Source organism: Arenibacter certesii DSM 19833 (assembly GCF_000429545.1).
Taxonomy (GTDB): Bacteria; Bacteroidota; Bacteroidia; order Flavobacteriales; family Flavobacteriaceae; genus Arenibacter; species Arenibacter certesii.
The window spans coordinates 1-17748 of record NZ_AUCB01000037.1 but is presented as its reverse complement, the minus strand read 5'-3'; the positions used below and the strand labels follow the sequence as shown (position 1 = coordinate 17748).

General features: G+C 38.5%; 16 protein-coding genes and 1 tRNA gene. 8 read left to right on the top strand and 9 right to left on the bottom strand.

What is annotated here, in order from left to right; all coding sequences use genetic code 11:
- Nucleotides 1-38: 38 nt before the first annotated feature.
- Nucleotides 39-1304, top strand: a complete 1266-nt coding sequence (locus G466_RS0115835; protein ID WP_026814534.1) for a glucuronyl esterase domain-containing protein — start codon at nt 39-41, stop codon at nt 1302-1304.
- Between the two features lie 13 nt (nt 1305-1317).
- On the opposite strand, the gene G466_RS0115830 is transcribed toward G466_RS0115835, so the two are convergent.
- From G466_RS0115830 to alaS, 3 genes are all read right to left on the bottom strand, one after another.
- The gene (locus tag G466_RS0115830) at nt 1318-1944 is read right to left on the bottom strand and encodes a DUF4230 domain-containing protein (RefSeq protein ID WP_026814533.1); all 627 of its coding nucleotides are present in this window, start codon (nt 1942-1944) and stop codon (nt 1318-1320) included.
- 3 nt (nt 1945-1947) lie between these two features.
- Entirely contained in the window at nt 1948-2898 is a 951-nt protein-coding gene (locus G466_RS0115825) for a GSCFA domain-containing protein (protein WP_026814532.1), read from the bottom strand.
- A gap of 90 nt (nt 2899-2988) precedes the next feature.
- Nucleotides 2989-5604, bottom strand: a complete 2616-nt coding sequence (alaS, locus tag G466_RS0115820; protein WP_026814531.1) for an alanine--tRNA ligase — start codon at nt 5602-5604, stop codon at nt 2989-2991.
- A 104-nt stretch (nt 5605-5708) separates the two neighbouring features.
- On the opposite strand from alaS, the gene G466_RS0115815 reads away from it, so the two are divergent.
- From G466_RS0115815 to G466_RS0115795, 5 genes are read left to right on the top strand one after another with little or no spacing between them, the layout of a single operon-like run.
- Complete coding sequence (locus G466_RS0115815; protein WP_026814530.1) at nt 5709-6686, top strand: M23 family metallopeptidase; 978 nt, start codon at nt 5709-5711, stop codon at nt 6684-6686.
- Complete coding sequence (locus G466_RS0115810) at nt 6686-7015, top strand: MerR family transcriptional regulator (RefSeq protein WP_026814529.1); 330 nt, start codon at nt 6686-6688, stop codon at nt 7013-7015. Before G466_RS0115815 ends, G466_RS0115810 begins: the two co-directional genes overlap by 1 nt.
- Nucleotides 7016-7042: 27 nt before the next feature.
- A complete protein-coding gene (locus G466_RS0115805) occupies nt 7043-7642 on the top strand; it encodes a LemA family protein (RefSeq protein WP_026814528.1) in 600 nt (199 codons plus the stop codon).
- 6 nt (nt 7643-7648) lie between these two features.
- Nucleotides 7649-8086: a TPM domain-containing protein gene (locus tag G466_RS0115800; RefSeq protein WP_026814527.1), complete on the top strand. Its 438-nt coding sequence runs from the start codon at nt 7649-7651 to the stop codon at nt 8084-8086.
- Nucleotides 8087-8098: 12 nt separating this feature from the next.
- Nucleotides 8099-8899, top strand: a complete 801-nt coding sequence (locus G466_RS0115795) for a TPM domain-containing protein (protein WP_034235944.1) — start codon at nt 8099-8101, stop codon at nt 8897-8899.
- Between the two features lie 132 nt (nt 8900-9031).
- Here G466_RS0115795 and G466_RS0115790 read toward each other — a convergent pair whose 3' ends face one another.
- From G466_RS0115790 to der, 3 genes are all read right to left on the bottom strand, one after another.
- The gene (locus tag G466_RS0115790; RefSeq protein WP_026814525.1) at nt 9032-9421 is read right to left on the bottom strand and encodes a VOC family protein; all 390 of its coding nucleotides are present in this window, start codon (nt 9419-9421) and stop codon (nt 9032-9034) included.
- Nucleotides 9422-9670: 249 nt separating this feature from the next.
- Nucleotides 9671-12406 (bottom strand): outer membrane beta-barrel protein, encoded by a 2736-nt coding sequence (locus tag G466_RS0115785; protein WP_034235941.1) that lies wholly within the window; start codon nt 12404-12406, stop codon nt 9671-9673.
- Between the two features lie 133 nt (nt 12407-12539).
- On the bottom strand, nt 12540-13844 hold the full coding sequence (der, locus tag G466_RS0115780) for a ribosome biogenesis GTPase Der (protein WP_026814523.1): 1305 nt from the start codon (nt 13842-13844) through the stop codon (nt 12540-12542).
- A gap of 144 nt (nt 13845-13988) precedes the next feature.
- On the opposite strand from der, the gene G466_RS0115775 reads away from it, so the two are divergent.
- On the top strand, nt 13989-14444 hold the full coding sequence (locus tag G466_RS0115775) for a GTP-binding protein (protein WP_229797242.1): 456 nt from the start codon (nt 13989-13991) through the stop codon (nt 14442-14444).
- On the opposite strand, the gene era is transcribed toward G466_RS0115775, so the two are convergent.
- Together era and G466_RS0115765 are read right to left on the bottom strand one after the other, a co-directional pair.
- Nucleotides 14441-15322 (bottom strand): GTPase Era, encoded by an 882-nt coding sequence (era, locus tag G466_RS0115770; RefSeq protein WP_026814521.1) that lies wholly within the window; start codon nt 15320-15322, stop codon nt 14441-14443. The two genes, G466_RS0115775 and era, sit on opposite strands and share 4 nt — an antisense overlap.
- A gap of 48 nt (nt 15323-15370) precedes the next feature.
- Nucleotides 15371-16852 carry a Na+/H+ antiporter NhaC family protein gene (locus G466_RS0115765; RefSeq protein WP_026814520.1) on the bottom strand — a complete coding sequence of 494 codons (1482 nt, stop codon included), beginning with the start codon at nt 16850-16852 and terminating at the stop codon, nt 15371-15373.
- A gap of 384 nt (nt 16853-17236) precedes the next feature.
- Here G466_RS0115765 and G466_RS0115760 point away from each other — a divergent pair.
- A tRNA-Met gene (locus G466_RS0115760) sits at nt 17237-17309 on the top strand.
- Nucleotides 17310-17436: 127 nt separating this feature from the next.
- On the opposite strand, the gene G466_RS23570 is transcribed toward G466_RS0115760, so the two are convergent.
- Nucleotides 17437-17748 (bottom strand): transposase (locus G466_RS23570; RefSeq protein WP_240488305.1); only part of this gene is annotated, 312 nt, incomplete at its 5' end.

The window sequence follows — 17748 nt, the reverse complement described above, 5'->3', positions numbered from 1 at the left end:
CAGTTACAGAGTTTAGATGACCATTAATTTATAATGTTATGAAAATGCCAGTTCATCTTACAATGCTCTTATTCTTTATTTCCATGTCCATTTCCAAAGCCCAAACCAATTACACTGAAAGCGAAGTACCTTTTTTTGAGGTACCAAATCCCTTAACCACCTTTAAAGGAGAAACCATTAGCACCAATACAGCCTGGGAAAAATCAAGAAGGCCGGAATTACATGCTTTTTTTAGAGAAAATGTTTATGGACGGGTGCCCGAAAATCTTAAGATAGATTCATACAACATCTTAGAACAAGACCACAATGCGCTTAATGGAAAAGCTAAGCGCACACAGGTAGAACTGACTTTTACTAAGAACAATAAAGAATTGAGTTTTACTATTTTGCTTTATCTCCCAAAACATGTAAAAAATACAGCCGTTTTTTTAGGCTATAATTTTTATGGAAATCATACGATAACTGAAGACGAATCGGTAATAATTTCAACTGCATGGACCGATAACAATAAAGAATTTGGTATTGAGAATAACACCTTAACGGCAGCATCACGGGGAAAGCGCACCAATCGATGGGCAATTGACAAAATCATAGATGCGGGTTATGGCCTTGCTACCATTTACTATGGAGAAGTGGATCCAGACAAAAATGATTTTTCCGACGGAATCCACCATCTTTTATACGGTGAAAATCAAAATCAACCAAAACCAGATGAATGGGGAAGTATTGCCGCCTGGGCATGGGGCTTGAGCAAAGCAATGGATTATTTTGAAACGAATCCTGAAATTGAGGCTACAAAGGTTATTGCTTTTGGACATTCCAGATTAGGAAAAGCAGCCCTTTGGGCAGGAGCCAACGACCAAAGATTTGCTGGTGTTATTTCCAACAATTCGGGATGTGGTGGCGCCGCAATGTCCAAACGAAAATATGGGGAAACTTTAGCTGTTATAAATCAACGCTTTCCTCATTGGTTCTGCACTAACTTTAAACAATATAATAATAATGAGGAGGCCTTAGTCGTAGACCAACACCAACTATTGGCCCTTATTGCACCAAGACCTTTATATGTCGCAAGCGCAGAAGAAGATAGATGGGCAGACCCAAGAGGTGAATTTTTATCTGCTAAATACGCATCGTCTGTTTATGAATTATACGGCAAGAAAGGTATTGGTGACATGGAGATGCCCAGTACAAACTTACCTATCCATAACACTGTTGCCTACCATATACGTACAGGTAAGCATGATGTTACGGATTATGATTGGGAACAGTACATTAAGTGGGCCAACATCCACTTAAGGTAAGTTTTAACCTTATCTAATTTTTAATAAGTGGATTGGAAGGTTTTAATTCCTCTAAACTCTCTATGGTATTATCACCATAGACCAAGGTCCAGCCCATGGTATTCGTTAGCACCAAAAACTTAGACAGCTCACTTATCAGTCGGTTTTCAGCATTGGACTTTAGGGAAGAAGCGTCTATTTTCTTCATCAGAGAAGCATTAACGTTTCTCTTTATCTTATTATAATCTCCCGCATTAAATTGGTTTAGGAAGTCTGCGGTAACGTCGTAATACTCAAAATCGGGATAAATCTTAATCTCTGCTTTAGGAATACTTCGTATATACAAAGTTTTGGACTCCTTGTCCACTTCAAAATCAATCTTGCTTAGATCATAGGCTACGGTCACCTCTGCATTTACAACTACTAGCGCCTTTTTATCTGCAGTGATCAATGGTCCAAATAGTTGTTGGGAATCTTTATAATTATACACTTCAGCAAAGTGTCCCTCGGTAACGATTAGTTTGGCCACATTATTTACTTGCTCTTGTATTAACATGGAATTCTCCTCCAAAATAGAAGTCTTCTTTTTGTCCTCGGAGCAGGAACGGAAAACTAATACCACCGTTAAGGTTAGCACTATCCCTATTATAATATTTCTCATTTCTTAAAATTTCATAAATGGGTACTCCTCTTGGAGATCCATAATTTTTTGTTGTTGTTTATCTAGAAACTGTTTATGCTGTTCTGAAGATAAATTAAATGGCCTATGCTGCATTCCTTTTTGAACCTTGGCAACCCTTTCCATAACAGGAAATGCAGATTCTGACATCCAAACATAAATAAATTTTTCCCATATGTAATCTATGGCCAAAGGGTTGGGGTGAATCATATCTGTGTTATAAAAACGGTAATCTCGCAATTCATCCATCATAATTTCATAAGACGGAAAGTAGTGCCCCCTAGTTACTGTGCCATTAAGAAGGGAATGGATTGAGGTAATTAGGATCGCTTTACTAAGTTGATTTTCCACAAACCCATCCTTGAGATGCCTTACAGGAGAAACTGTAAAAATAAATTGGGCACTTTTATTTACGCTCTCAATACCTTCCACAATATTCCTGAGACTCTTTACATTGGAATCTATGGAAACTATTTCCTTAGAGAACTCCTTTTGCGGAACCTTATGGCAGTTAGCAACCACTTTATCTGTTGCATTGTGCCTATATGCCCAAGCTGTACCCAAAGTAATTATTATGTGTGTAGCCTTAGTAATATGATCTAAAGCGATACGTAAGCCTGAATTTAGATTCTGCAGCAATTGATCTTTAGAATGCGCCGATAAATCGGAATGCGCATCAAAACAGTGCCATAGTCCATTATGAAAAAAAACATCCTCTTCGGTGTAATTTTCCTTTTCAATAGATCTACACACCAACTGCTCTATAGCTTTGGGATGAAATTGCGTTCCAAACGGATTACAAAGCGTCCGAAATTTAAAATAATCTAGCTTGTCCCCAATATTTTTAGAAAAACAGGAGCCCAACAAAACTACCCTGCTTTGGTAGTCCATTAGGCCCTTTGCCTTCTTTAGTGGTATATGGGTCTGTAGCTTCATCCGCTTCCGCACTTCATTTAAAAACCATACTGCAATATACTATTTGTTGAAGCGCATGTATTCCTTATCGTTTCAAACAAAAACTTGACATTAGTCTAAATATTCCTTTGCCTTATTTAATACTTCTGGAATACCTGCAGGGTTCTTTCCACCTGCGGTAGCGAAGAAAGGCTGACCTCCCCCGCCACCTTGAATACATTTCCCCAATTCCCGTACTATAGTTCCGGCATTTAAATTCTTCTCAGCTACCACTTCTTTGGAGATATAGCAAGATAATAAAGCCTTCCCATCCTGTTCTGTAGCGAATAATAGGAATAAGTTATCCTTATTACTTCCCATGTCAAAGGATAGGTCTTTAATACCAGCGGCATCCAGATCTACCTTTTTTGCAAGGAACTGAACTCCGTTTACCTCGCTTAGCTCTTTTAAAAGCTCCCCTTTTAAATTCCTGGCTTTATCCTTTAAAAACCCTTCTATTTGTTTTTTAAGCAATGCATTTTCTTCTTGCAGGGAAGACACGGCCTTCACTGGGTCTACTGCATTATTCAATAGATCTTTGATTTCGAGCATTAACTTATTGTTCTCCGAATAAAAATCTTTAACGGCGTCTGAGGTAATGGCTTCTATTCTACGTATTCCTGAAGCCACCGCTCCTTCGGACCTAATTTTAAAATGCCAAATATCTCTTGTATTCTTCACATGGGTACCCCCACAAAGTTCAATAGATTGTCCAAAGCGGATGGTTCTTACCGTATCCCCATATTTCTCTCCAAAAAGAGCCATAGCTCCTTGTTTTAAGGCTTCTTCCATTGGAATGCCCCTTTGTTCCTGTAGGGGTAAATTGCCGTAGATACGCGAGTTAACGAAACTTTCTATATCCCGTATCTCACTTACAGTAAGCTTAGAAAAATGTGAGAAATCGAATCGTAAATATTTTGAGTGTACCGCGGAACCTTTCTGCTCTACGTGGTCACCTAATACCTCCCGTAACGCCTGGTGTAAAAGATGGGTAGCGGTGTGGTTACATGCAGTTCTCCAGCGTTGCTTTTTATCTACAACAGCCTTAAGATTCTCATCTACTTCAACTGGCAATTCCTTGGTGAAATGAACAATTTCATTATTCTCCCTTTTAGTATCTAAAATATAGTATACGTTCCCATTTGAAGCTTCTAAATAGCCTTTATCGCCAACCTGTCCACCACCTTCAGGGTAAAATGGGGTTAGGTTAAACACCATTTGGTATTGTTCTCCCTCTTTTTTAGAAGTCACTTTTCTATACTTCACTAGCTTAACGGAGGTCTCCATTAAATCATAACCAACAAACTCCTGCTCTAGATCATTTGATAAGACTACCCAATCATCTTTGGAAACTTCGGAGGCCGACCTAGAGCGATCCTTTTGTTCTTGCATGGCAGCCTCAAATCCCTTTTCATCCAACTCATAACCTCTCTCACCTAAAATAAGTGCTGTTAGGTCTATTGGGAACCCAAAGGTATCATAGAGTTCAAAAGCCTTTCTCCCATCTACAGTACGCCCTTTGTTCGCCAAGATCATGGTATCTAACAATATTAACCCTTGGTCTAAGGTCTTCAAGAAAGATTGCTCCTCTTCCTTAATCACATTCTCTATCAACTGTTTTTGTACTCTAAGTTCTGGGAAGGCTTCGCCCATTTTATCAGCAAGCACCTTAACCAATCTATACATAAATGGATCCTTGGTATCCAAAAAAGTAAACCCATATCTAATAGCTCTTCTAAGAATCCTTCGGATTACATAACCAGCTCCCGTATTGCTGGGTAGTTGACCGTCTGCAATAGAAAAGGCCACAGCTCTAATATGATCTACTATCACCCTAATGGCTATATCCACTTTTTCGTCTTTACCATATTTGGCATTCGCTATAGTCTCTACCTCTCTTATGAGTGGGGTAAATATATCTGTGTCATAGTTGGAACGGACATTTTGCATCACCATACAGAGTCGTTCAAACCCCATACCAGTATCTACATGCTTTGCAGGCAATGGCTCCAGGTTCCCGTTAGCCCTCCTGTTGTATTGCATAAATACCAAGTTCCATATTTCCACTACTTCGGGATGGTCCATGTTCACTAAGGAAGCACCAGAAACCTGCTCTTTCTCTTCCTTTGTTCTGATATCCACATGAATTTCTGAACAGGGTCCGCAAGGGCCCTGATCGCCCATTTCCCAAAAGTTATCTGCTTTATTACCAAACAGAATTCTATCTTCTGCCACGTGTTTGCGCCATAATTCCAAGGCCTCCGTATCTTGTTCTAGATTGTCTGCATCTTTACTACCTTCAAAAACAGTTACATATAGACAATCCTTATCTATTTCACAGACCTCTGTTAGAAATTCCCAAGCCCATGCTATTGCATCTTCTTTAAAGTAATCTCCAAAACTCCAATTCCCTAACATCTCAAACATAGTATGGTGGTAGGTATCCTTACCCACCTCTTCCAGATCGTTATGTTTTCCACTCACCCTGAGGCACTTTTGGGAATCTGCCACCCTTGTGTGTTTAGGAACGGAATTGCCTAAGAAAAACTCCTTAAACTGGTTCATTCCGGCATTGGTGAACATCAAGGTTGGATCATCTTTTATGACCATGGGCGCAGAAGGAACAATTTTATGAGTTCTTTCCTTAAAAAATTCTAAAAACTTGGCTCTAATTTCTTGAGATCTCATCTATATTGGTAAGCTTTTTATATATTTAACTGATGCTAGAAAACATTTCTTAACTTTGCGGGTAGCTGATAATTGCCGGCACAAAAATAGAATAAATTACATACATGTCTAAGGTAAAATATTATTACGACCCGGACACCCTATCTTATCGAAAGATAGAACCCAAAAAGGCAAAAAGGTATAGAAATATTGCCTTCTTTTTTCTGGGCTCATTACTTTTTGGTTTTTTAGGATTGATATTTTTATTGAATACCAACTTAATCAACACTCCGCACGAACTTTCCTTACAGCGAGAACTTAAGAATTACGAACTCCAGTTTGAAATTCTCAACAGAAAGATGTCTCAAATAGAACAGGTTTTGGGCAATATAGAAGAAAGGGATAACAATCTTTATAGGCTGTATTTTGAAGCCAATCCTATTCCAGAAGAGCAAAGAAGAGCTGGTTTTGGTGGAATAAACCGATATAAATCCTTGGAGGGCTACAATAACTCTGATATGATTATAGCGTCTACTAGGCGACTGGAAATCATTCAAAAGCAAATGGTAATCCAATCAAAATCTCTGGATGAGATCACCAAGTTAGCAGAAGAGAAGGAAAAACTTTTAGCGGCAATCCCCGCCATACAACCAATAAAAAATGAAGACCTTACTAGAATGGCTTCGGGATATGGATGGCGCACAGACCCTTTTACTAAAGCTCGGAAAATGCATTGGGGAATGGATTTTACTTCACCAAAAGGCACCCCTATATACGCATCTGGGGATGGTAAGGTAGAAAGAGCAGACAACAATTCTTCAGGATACGGAAAGCACATTAGGATAGATCACGGCTATGGTTATATGACTCTCTACGCCCATTTAAGTCAGTACAATGTTAAAACGGGTCAAAAAGTAGAGAGAGGAGACCTTATAGGTTTCGTAGGAAATACAGGAAGATCTGAAGCACCACACTTGCATTATGAAGTGTGGAAAGACAATGAACGTATAAATCCTATAAATTTTTACTACGGAAGTTTAACCGCGGAAGAGTTTGAGAATATGCTGAAATATGCTACACAAGAAAATCAATCTTTAGATTAATGCATATAGATCTCCCTGAAAAAAGATATTACGGAATAGGCGAAGTTGCCAAAGCCTTTAAGGTTAATGCCTCCCTTATCCGCTTTTGGGAAAAGGAATTTGATGTACTTAAACCTAAAAAAAACGCCAAGGGTAATAGAAAATTTACCCCAGAAGACATTAAAAACCTTCAACTTATCTACCATTTGGTAAAGCAACGCGGCTTTACTCTTGAAGGAGCAAAAATTCAATTGAAGGAAAATAAATTAAAAACCTTGACTACTTTTGATGTCATTCAAAAATTAGAAAAGGTAAAAGCAGAATTGATAAAAATTAAAAATCAACTATAAACTCTAACATCTATAAAAATAAAACGTATGAAAAAATGGTTAATCCCGGTAATCGTCATTATTATTATCGCATTTGGGCTTTATCGTTGGGGTGTAGGCTTCAATAATACCGCCATTAAGTTAAATGAAAATGTAAGTGAGGCATGGGGTAATGTTCAAACCTCGTATCAACGCCGTAATGATCTTATTGGAAATCTGGTAAAAACGGTACAAGGCGCTGCTGATTTTGAACGCAATACCCTAACAGATGTTATAGAAGCACGTTCCAAAGCTACTCAGACCACCATTGACCCTTCCAATATCACTGCGGAACAATTACAAGAATTTAATCAAGCACAAGGAGGATTAAGCAGTGCACTGTCTAGACTTCTAGTAACTGTGGAACGATATCCAGATTTAAAAGCAAACCAAAACTTTTTAAAACTTCAGGATGAATTAACAAGTACAGAAAATACCATACAGACCTCCAGAACACGTTTTAATGAGGCCATAAAACCATATAACAACCACGTAAAAACTTTTCCAAACTCTATTCTAGCGGGTTGGTTAGGGTTTGATGACAAGCCTTATTTCGATTCTGAGCCAGGGGCTGAAAAACCTGTAGATGTTGAATTTGATTTTAATTAGAAGAAAATGTCCGCCAGCGAAGATTTTTTAACCGCCATAGAAGAGCAAGAAGTTATTGAAGCCATTCGCACCGCAGAACGAAATACTTCAGGGGAAATTCGCGTGCACATTGAGAATGGCATTGGGAAAGACCCATTGGAACGCGCCAAGGAAGTTTTTCATCATTTAAAAATGTACAATACTAAAAATGACAATGGGGTTTTGATCTATATAGCAGCAAAGGATCACACATTTGCAATATGTGGGGGAAAAGGGATAGACCAAGTAGTACCAAGAAATTTCTGGGATGCCACCAAGAATACAATTATCTCGCATTTTAAAGAAAAGAGATTTAAACAAGGCCTAACAGAAGGTATTTTGCTTGCCGGAAAAGAACTTAAAACGCATTTTCCTTGGCGAGAAGATGATACAAATGAGCTTTCTGATGAGATCTCAAAAGGGTAAATCGCAAAATTAATGTTTAAAAGAACACTTTTATCCTGGATCCTTATAGCGTGTTGCACAAGCATTTTCGCTCAATTCGATATTCCCGAGACACCAAAAACACCCACCAGTGTTTATGATTACGCTAAAATGCTAACCCCTGCAGAAGAACAAGCGTTAAAGACAAAGCTCCTTTCTTATGCAGATTCTACTTCAACCCAAATAGTTATTGCAATAGTCAATACTATAAATGGCGAAAACATAGGCTTACTAACACCCAGATGGGCTCATAAATGGGGCATTGGACAAGCAGATAAAGATAACGGTGTTTTTATTTTACTGGCCGAGAAAGAACGCAATATTTGGATATCTCCAGGCTATGGTGTAGAGGATAGACTTACCGCTGGAATTGTAGGTGAAATTACAAGAAACATTATTATCCCTGAGTTTAAAAAGGACGATTATTACGCAGGTCTAAATAAGGGTAGCGATGCCATTATTCAAGCTTTAAGTGGCAAGTATAGAGAAGACCGCACGTTTGGCCAATCCCAAGGCTTTCCATTGTCTTCAGTACTTCCAATTATTATATTCATCGTTTTTATGATAATTCTATCCAAAAGAGGCAATAGAGGCAACAATGGCGGAAAGGGCGGCGGAAGATCTTCAGGATTAGACATATGGGATATGATCATTCTTAGCAATATGGGACGTAGCGGCCGTAGAACTGGCTCTTCTGGAGGAGGGTTTGGCAGTGGCGGCAGCTTTGGCGGTGGTTTCGGCGGAGGATTTGGTGGAGGAGGCTTTAGCGGAGGTGGCGCAGGAGGAAGCTGGTAAGAGATCTGATTATATTAAACACTCCAATTCTTTTGCTAAAGAGGACCACCTGCGATTGTACTATAGCAATAGCTCTTCCCTTACAGTTAGCAGCTGCAAACAGAAACCATAACTTAAAATGGATTTCTAATTTTATGACATAGAGTGTAGCCCAAACATATTCCCCTCTGTATCATAAGCTAAGGAAACAAACCCATACTCCCCAATGGAATGTTTGGCCTGAAATACCTTTCCCCCAGCCTTTTCAACTCTATTCTCTTCTACTGCGCGATCGTCACAATTAAAATACACTACAGTACTGTTTCCACCTGCTTTAAAATCATCCATTTTCACTAAGGCACCACTTGCTCCAGACGCATTCATATTCATCGGAAACGCAACCATGGTTATATTACCCTGAATCTCTTGAGGCATGGGAAGCATACTACATTTAATTTTTAAAACAGCCTCATAGAAGTCTCGGGCCCTTTCCATTTCGTTTACATATATTTCAAACCAAACCACAGGATTGCTAGCTGCCATATCTTGATATATTAGGGGTTGTTATTCCTTAAAATTACGAGATTTTGCCGTAAACAACATCCATAAAAGAAACTAATTAATACGATAAGGCCATCTACTCTCCATACCGTTATTAGATCTCAACCCTTATACAAAGCTATACACCCCACAACTTAGTGTGGTTTGCGGAGTGGATTCACAGTCAATAGAACAAGAATATACGAGACAACACGTATAAATGAATCACTTTTGAAGAAAGTGGTACAAGCCTTAGAAACGCCTACCCCTACTTTGTTTCTTACCGCCAAACTGATCAAATTTATAGCTAAAACTAGCCATAAAATAGCGCTTTAACATAGTACCCTGGTAGTCTTGGATAAAATCTTCTCCAGTTGTCCTACGTGTATTTATATTCTGATCCAACAGGTCATATGCCAATACTTTTATCGTTCCCTTTTCCTTTAGCACCTGAAGACCTAGGCTCATATTCCAGAATAAGGCATCTTTCTTAAATCCTGGCCCAACATTCCCGTTATAGCTATAGCGTAGGTCGTTCCCCCAAATTAAATTTTTTGGCCAATAACTAGTGACCCTTAAACTAGCGTTCTGGGAAGTATATGATATATCATCTATTCGATCTAGGTTGTATTTGGTATTATTAAACGAAACCCCATACCCTGGTTCTATTTCCAAAAGCTCCTTATAATTGTAGGTAGTAGAAACGTAAGGAAAAACACTAATGCTATTTCCTTTAAGCTCTACCCCATTGGTAAAACTTACTCGCTGATCTATACTAACGCTAGGCCTAATGTTAAACCTAAGCGTGTACACACTATCTTTTTTAATCTGTTTGGAATAACCAAAGCCGCCATAACCGTTATAGTTGCCATTGACATTGGCAAATCTAGTAGTCCTTAAGAAATTCTCATCGGTGGTAGTTACAGCCGAAACCCAGTTATTTTGCATATTAAGTCCAGAGTACAAATAAACACCACTACGTTCCCTCCAATTGTAATTATTAAAATTAAAACTAATACTGTGATTTACACCCGGCTGTAAGTTTGGATTACCAATAACAATATTTAAAGGATTATTTACATTTGGAACTGGCTGCAATTGATTTACATTAGGGATATTCAATCTAGAATTATACCGAAGAGATAATCGTTTATTTTTCCCTAAAGTATAATTGATGTTACCGTTGAACGTTAAGTTTTCATAGGAATTGGAAAAGCTACTACTCCTTAAATAATCCGTATTATTGAGATCGGTAAAAACATAATTTGCACTGACCATAAAGTTAAGTTTCTCACCTTGACTTTGGATTCCTAATGAAGGGGTTTGTTGTTTGTTGGTAAAATTAAAATCGGAGCTCAACGCTTCGTTAAATAGATTGTATCCATTCGTATTATCATCGTAATCCATTACCTCTATATTATCTCCCCTTTGCTCGTGAGAAAACTGATAACCTAGATTTAAGAATACTTTACTGCCCAAAGGTTGCCTAAAAGAAGCCTCCAAGTCGTAGGAGTCTTGCCTATTATCCACTTCCGATAATTGATCCAAGATCTCTAAGTTGGCATCGTCACCATATATTTCACGAATAGAGTTTAAACTGGAAGTACTCTTATTTTCAGAATTATTATTAGAAAAGGTAAAACTTAGAATGGTACCAATGGTATCTAATTTTTTCATTAGGCTAATCCTATTGGAGAAGTTCCTCTGATAGCCATCGCTTATAGACACTCGCTCGTTAGAATTTATTAGGTCACCGTCCTCATTCTTACTTACCGTATTATTACTATTGTTGGAGTTGTTCCAATTGACACTTAAGTTGGGTTGTACCGACACCCTAAGGGTTTTGTCAATATCAAATTCTAGGTTTGCAGACCCCTTATTAGAGTTGGTAGCCCCCACAAAATTGGATACATTTTCAGTGAAATATCTACGATCAGGCAAAATATTTTCCCTATTGGTCATCTGATCATTATAAGAGTCGCTGTACGCAAAAAAGTAATTTCCGTCTACTTTATATTTACCTTTTTTTGCATTGGCATAACTAGCTCCCAAATTTGATGAAGTCGTAATCCCATTTCCAAAATTATTTAGAAGACTAGATCCCCTGGCCCCAGAATTCCCTACCATATCATAAATCTCATCGTATGAGAAACCGGAGTTATTAATATTATTGGCACCTCCTATAAAACTTACGCGTTGGGTATCGTTGAAATAATTGAGTAATCCACTTAGCTGATACCTATCATCCGTACCGTAACCTGCAGAAGCACGCCCCATATACCCTTTATTCTTATCTTTCTTGATGGTTAGGTTAATGGTCTTATTCTCGCCATCGGCATCGTCTCCTGTAAATTCTTGCTTTTTTGTCTTGGTGTCGGATATTTGGATTTTACTTATAATATCTTTAGGCAGACTCTTGGTAGCCACCTTGGGGTCGTTACTAAAGAACACCTGCCCATTAACCAATACACGGTCTACTTCTTTACCGTTTACGGTAATTTTACCATCCGAATCCACCTCCACGCCCGGTAATTTTTTCAACACATCTTCTACCGTGGCATCTGGTCTGGTTTTAAAAGAATCCGCATTAAATTCTAGCGTATCTTTTTTTATAGCAATAGGAATTCTATGCCCTACAAGGCGTACCTCATCTAATTCCTCTGCCTGCTCCTCCAATTGCACCTTACCTAAGTCTACTTTCTCCTTTAGCTTCACCTCCATCACTAAGGACTTATATCCATTGTAAGTAAAAAACAGTTTTACATCCTTCAAATGGGTCTTACCTTCCAGCTCAAATTCTCCTTTCTGATTAGAGATGGTATAGGAAATTAGGGTACTATCCTTTATAGATTCCGCATAAATAGTAGACGCCTCCAAAGGTGTATTGGTCATTGCATCTACAACTTTACCACTAAGTGTAAAATCCTGGGAATAAGAAGTGTAAAAAAACAAAAAGGAAAGTAGGGTAGAAAAAACTAATTTAGTCATTAGGTAAGTTGGTGTTGGATTATTGGCGTTTTCACAAATGACCAAAAATAACCCAACACCTAGCAAGACCCAAATGGTTAACAGAACTTTAATAGTCCAAGGGCACCTAGCCCATGAAAAAAAAAGATTGTCTTTATTTTTTCCTCATAAACACCGATACGGGAACTCCCGTAAAATCGAAATTCTCTCTTAGTTTATTCTCCAAAAATCGCTTGTAAGGATCCCTTACATATTGCGGTAGATTACAAAAGAATGCGAACTGGGGATATGGGGTAGGCAATTGAGTACAGAATTTAATCTTTACGTACTTATCCTTATACGCCGGAGGCGGATAATTCTCTATAATAGGCAACATAATATCATTCAGTTTTCTGGTAACCACTTTTTTGGAGCGGTTCTCATAGACTTTTACTGCTGTCTCAATAGCTTTAAAAATACGCTGTTTGGTAAGCACGGAAATAAAAAGAATAGGCACATCTACAAATGGCGATATAGCCTCTTTTATTTTTTGAGTATACGCTTTAATAGTATTGGTTTCCTTATCTTCAATAAGATCCCATTTATTTACTAGAATAACGATACCCTTGTTATTACGTTGCGCCAACCAGAAGATATTTTCTACCTGCCCATCAAAGCCACGAGTTGCATCTAACATTACAATACAAACATCTGAATGCTCAATAGCCCTTACAGAACGCATTACAGAGTAAAATTCCAAATCCTCACGTACTTTGGACTTACGTCTAATCCCTGCGGTATCCACTAGATTAAACTCAAATCCAAAACGATTATATTTAGTATCTATACTATCTCTAGTAGTACCTGCAACATCGGTAACAATATATCTTTCCTCTCCAATAAGAGCGTTTATAAACGAAGATTTCCCAGCATTTGGTCTCCCTACTACGGCAAAACGCGGTAAATCGTCCGGTTGCTTGGCTCTTTCTGGCAACACTTTTACCAAATCATCCAAAAGATCTCCGGTACCACTACCGCTAATACTGGCAATAGTGTAGTAATCTCCAAGTCCAAGCGAATAAAACTCTACTGCTTCCTGAGCCCTCTTTGCATTATCAACTTTATTCACCACTAGAAAAATGGGTTTATCTACCCGTCGCAATAATTTGGCTACATCCTCATCCATGCCAGTTAATCCTGACTCTACATCCACCATAAATACAATGGCATCTGCCTCATCTATTGCTAATTCTACTTGTTTATCTATTTCTTTTTCAAAAACATCATCACTACCCAACACATATCCTCCAGTATCAATCACTGAAAACTCTACTCCGTTCCAATCACTCTTCCCGTAATGGCGATCGCGTGTAACCCCGCTCACGGCATCAACAATGGCCTCTCTTCTTTGGATAAGTCGGTTAAATAAGGTGGATTTACCCACATTAGGCCTTCCTACAATGGCAACTATAGCACTCATATACTTAAATTTGATGCAAAAGTACTATTAATAATTGAGGTAAAAACAGTATCTTTTCTCCTTTATTCATAGTTAGTTACTTCAATGGCCCTCCCCAACAGTATTGTCTTACGACCTAGGTTTCAACTCATACTGAATGAAAACGTGCTCGTAATTATAGAACTGTTCAAGAATTCAGCTGAACCTCCTTTTATAACGAGGATCTCGGATCATCATGTTTTCATAAAATTCAACAAAACAGAATCCAACTTCTGGTCGCCCCAGTTGCAAATCGAAATCCTTGACCAAGAAGAGGGTCAAAGTAAAGTTTACGGTCTATTTGGCCCTAACCCAACTCTATGGACATTTTTTATGTTCATCCATTTTGTAGTGGCAACCCTATTTATAACTATAGGAACTTGGGCCTATTCCAGCCATGCTATAGGGAAAACCTATGGGCTACAAATAGGACTTTTGGCTTTAATGGTGCTTATATGGACAGCATTATATTTTATTGGCAGAAGAGGCAAAAGAAAAGGTAGGCACCAAATGCAGTGCCTACACAATTTTTTAATGCAACGAGTGGGCATCCATGTTATGGAATCCCCACATAAGGATTAATTGTTATAACCAAATCGTTTGAGCTGATTAGGATCGTTCCTCCAATTCTTGTTCACTTTTACATAAAGCTCTAAGTGCACCTGCTTCTCGAAGAATTTCTCCAAATCTTTCCGCGCCTCCACACCTACTCTTTTTAGGGCAGCACCTTTATGACCGATGATGATCCCTTTTTGCGTCTCTCTTTCCACCATAATTACGGAACGCATGCGTATTATCTTTTCGTCTTCAAAAAATTCCTCTGTATCAATCTCAACAGCGTACGGAATTTCTTTTTTATAAAATTGAAGAATTTTCTCCCTAATAGTTTCGTTCACGAAGAAACGCTCAGGTTTATCTGTTAGCTGATCCTTAGGATAATATGCTGGCGCCTCCGGTAATAGCTCCAAAATTCTATGGAACACTTCCGTCACATTAAAATTCTGTAATGCGGATATAGGATGAATTTCTGCATTGGGCAACTGCTCTTGCCAATATTGCACCTGCTCTTCCAACATCCCTTGCTCAGAGATATCAATTTTATTCAGCAACAACAGAACTGGAATAGTACTATTTTTAATTTTTTCAAAAAAACGCTCGTCCTTTAAAGCTTTCTCTCCTATCTCTACCATGTAGATCAACACATCCGCATCCTCAAAGGCCGATTTAACAAAGCCCATCATAGAAGACTGTAATTCATAAGCAGGTTTTATAATACCGGGTGTATCAGACAGTACCATTTGAAAATCCTCACCATTTACAATACCTAATATCCGGTGTCTGGTAGTTTGGGCCTTAGAGGTTATAATAGATAATTTCTCTCCTACAAAAGCATTCATGAGCGTGGATTTCCCGACATTGGGATTTCCTATTATATTTACAAAACCGGCTTTATGAGACATATTCCAAAATTAATTTATGTTGACACAAAGGTAATAGAATCCTTGGTTCTAGATGATAATTAACCCTAAAATAACGTATAGCACCACCGTAACTATACCACCGATTAAGGCATAGGGCATTTGCGTATTAATATGATCTATATGATCGCTCCCCGAGGCCATGGAGGATATAATGGAGGTATCGGAAATAGGGGAACAGTGATCTCCAAAGATACCCCCTCCAAGAGTTGCCGCCACTACGAACGGCAAGGGAACTCCATGGATATCTGCCATGGGCACTGCAATTGCCATCATAATAGCAAATGTTCCCCAAGACGTTCCAGTTGAAAAAGCAATAAAAGAACTGATTACAAAAATAATTGCGGGCAAGAAAGCGGGAGACAACCATTCTTTAGACCAATTGGCCACAAACTGCCCGGTCCCTAATGTATTTGAAGCATCCCCAATTGCGAAGGCCAATAACATTAACAGGGCCAAGGGCATAAGTTCACTAATCCCTTTCAAAGCCAACTCTACCATCTCCTTGGTTTTCATAATCCTTTGCGACCTATAAAGCACCATAGCTACCAAGATTGCTGTTAACACGGAATATAATACGGAAGACGATCCAGAACCATTACCAATAGCTTTAAAAACATGGTCTCCAAAGGAAATAGCATCAGGAACTGCATCCCATCCGGTATAGGCAAGAAAAAAGGGCATCATCAATACCATTGTGGCCAACGGCACAATCATATTGTAGGCTTTAGCCTTAATTCCCTTCTTAGATTCAAAGGATGTTACTGTACTAGATAACATCGGTTGGGCATTATCATTCATTAATTTCCCCGTTTCCAATGTCCGTTTTTCAGCTTTTGCCATGGGTCCAATATCCTTATTTAGAATAATCACCAAAAACACAAACAAAATAGCTAGAATGGGATAAAAATTATACGCCATAGAAGAAAGCATAGTCCCAAAGGGATCTTCTATCCCTTGTGCAAGTAATAACCCCATTATAAAAGCACCCCAAGCATTAAAGGGAATAAGAATAGAAGAGGGTGCAGAACTAGAGTCGGCGATATAAGCTAATTTTTCCCTAGGGATCCTCAACTTATCGAATACCGGTCTATATAAGGTTCCTACGGTTAAAGAGCTAATACTAGTTTCTACAAACAATAGCATACCTGTAAGTAGCGCCATAAGTTGCACTACCACCCTACTATAACCAGTTTGTTTCTTTTCGAAATAGCGAATTACCTTATTTAGCACATTGATAAATCCTTCAACCCCTTTGGAGTATTGAATAAACAATAATAAGGCTCCTACCAATGCACTAAACATTATGGTCCTGGTATTGCCCGGAGATTTAAAAACATTGACCAAACCTTCTACAGTTGCCAAAGTCCCTGTAAGAAAATTCCAGTCATGAATGATAATCCAAGAAAACCAGATCCCAAAAAGTAAGGCAATATACACTTGCTTAGTTCTAAGGGCAAGAATTATTGCAATGACGGGTGGCAAGATGGAGAGAAAACCGTAGTTATCCATAAGTAGTCGGGCGAATTAAATTATAACCTCTTCTTAAAACGCTACAAAATATAAAGAATTTGACAAGGTGGTACATCACATTGCATTTTAAAACAAAAGATTTATTAATACCTATCATAATTCACACATATTAGAACAGCAGAACATTGGATTTATACTATTCAAACTATTCAGCCACTCATTTACTGATAAGAAATGGAATTTACGCCAGCCCTAAGACCATATCACCTCTGTCTTCAGGAATAGTATGACAACTTTTTGAAATTTAATTAGAAAATTGTTTGGCTAATCGTAAAAAGCGTGTATCTTTGCAGTCCGAAATAATTCAGTCAGCATTATGAACTGAGAGTTAAAAGCTAAGTTGATTATTTTGGAAACGCACATCGCGGGATAGAGCAGTAGGTAGCTCGTCGGGCTCATAACCCGAAGGTCACTGGTTCGAGTCCAGTTCCCGCTACTAGTAAAGACAAGGGTTTCAAGAGATTGAGACCCTTTTTTTATTTTTACTGTACATCATATGTACAACAATTTTGAGGATCATGGGATCATTTCGGATCAAGTCAAAAAGTTGTGGGATTAAGGATTTAAGCAAAAATAGTTGTCAGCCTATATAAGAAGAATTCTACGTTCCTGACACCCCTGAACTGTGCCCTAAATGCTTTTATCTTGGCATTGAATGATTCTGCCGAGGCGTTGGTGCTTCTGTTGTCAAAGTAGTTCAGGATATTTTGATAATGGATCGACATTGTCCTGGATATGGTGCTGAAGCTTTTGAAGCTGGCCTGCCTCACTTTTTCGTCCCATTTCGCTAATCTTATGAGCGCCGAGGTTTTGTCCTTTGTATTGTTGAATATCCAAGATAGATTCTGGCATAAATTATATGCTTTCTCTAGATC

Excerpts from the sequence above, each read along its gene's own strand:
- G466_RS0115835 (WP_026814534.1), top strand. The coding sequence starts at position 39 with ATGAAAATGCCAGTTCATCTTACAATGCTCTTATTCTTTATTTCCATG.
- G466_RS0115830 (WP_026814533.1), bottom strand. The coding sequence starts at position 1,944 with ATGAGAAATATTATAATAGGGATAGTGCTAACCTTAACGGTGGTATTA.
- G466_RS0115825 (WP_026814532.1), bottom strand. The coding sequence starts at position 2,898 with ATGAAGCTACAGACCCATATACCACTAAAGAAGGCAAAGGGCCTAATG.
- alaS (WP_026814531.1), bottom strand. The coding sequence starts at position 5,604 with ATGAGATCTCAAGAAATTAGAGCCAAGTTTTTAGAATTTTTTAAGGAA.
- G466_RS0115815 (WP_026814530.1), top strand. The coding sequence starts at position 5,709 with ATGTCTAAGGTAAAATATTATTACGACCCGGACACCCTATCTTATCGA.
- G466_RS0115810 (WP_026814529.1), top strand. The coding sequence starts at position 6,686 with ATGCATATAGATCTCCCTGAAAAAAGATATTACGGAATAGGCGAAGTT.
- G466_RS0115805 (WP_026814528.1), top strand. The coding sequence starts at position 7,043 with ATGAAAAAATGGTTAATCCCGGTAATCGTCATTATTATTATCGCATTT.
- G466_RS0115800 (WP_026814527.1), top strand. The coding sequence starts at position 7,649 with ATGTCCGCCAGCGAAGATTTTTTAACCGCCATAGAAGAGCAAGAAGTT.
- G466_RS0115795 (WP_034235944.1), top strand. The coding sequence starts at position 8,099 with ATGTTTAAAAGAACACTTTTATCCTGGATCCTTATAGCGTGTTGCACA.
- G466_RS0115790 (WP_026814525.1), bottom strand. The coding sequence starts at position 9,421 with ATGGCAGCTAGCAATCCTGTGGTTTGGTTTGAAATATATGTAAACGAA.
- G466_RS0115785 (WP_034235941.1), bottom strand. The coding sequence starts at position 12,406 with ATGACTAAATTAGTTTTTTCTACCCTACTTTCCTTTTTGTTTTTTTAC.
- der (WP_026814523.1), bottom strand. The coding sequence starts at position 13,844 with ATGAGTGCTATAGTTGCCATTGTAGGAAGGCCTAATGTGGGTAAATCC.
- era (WP_026814521.1), bottom strand. The coding sequence starts at position 15,322 with ATGTCTCATAAAGCCGGTTTTGTAAATATAATAGGAAATCCCAATGTC.
- G466_RS0115765 (WP_026814520.1), bottom strand. The coding sequence starts at position 16,852 with ATGGATAACTACGGTTTTCTCTCCATCTTGCCACCCGTCATTGCAATA.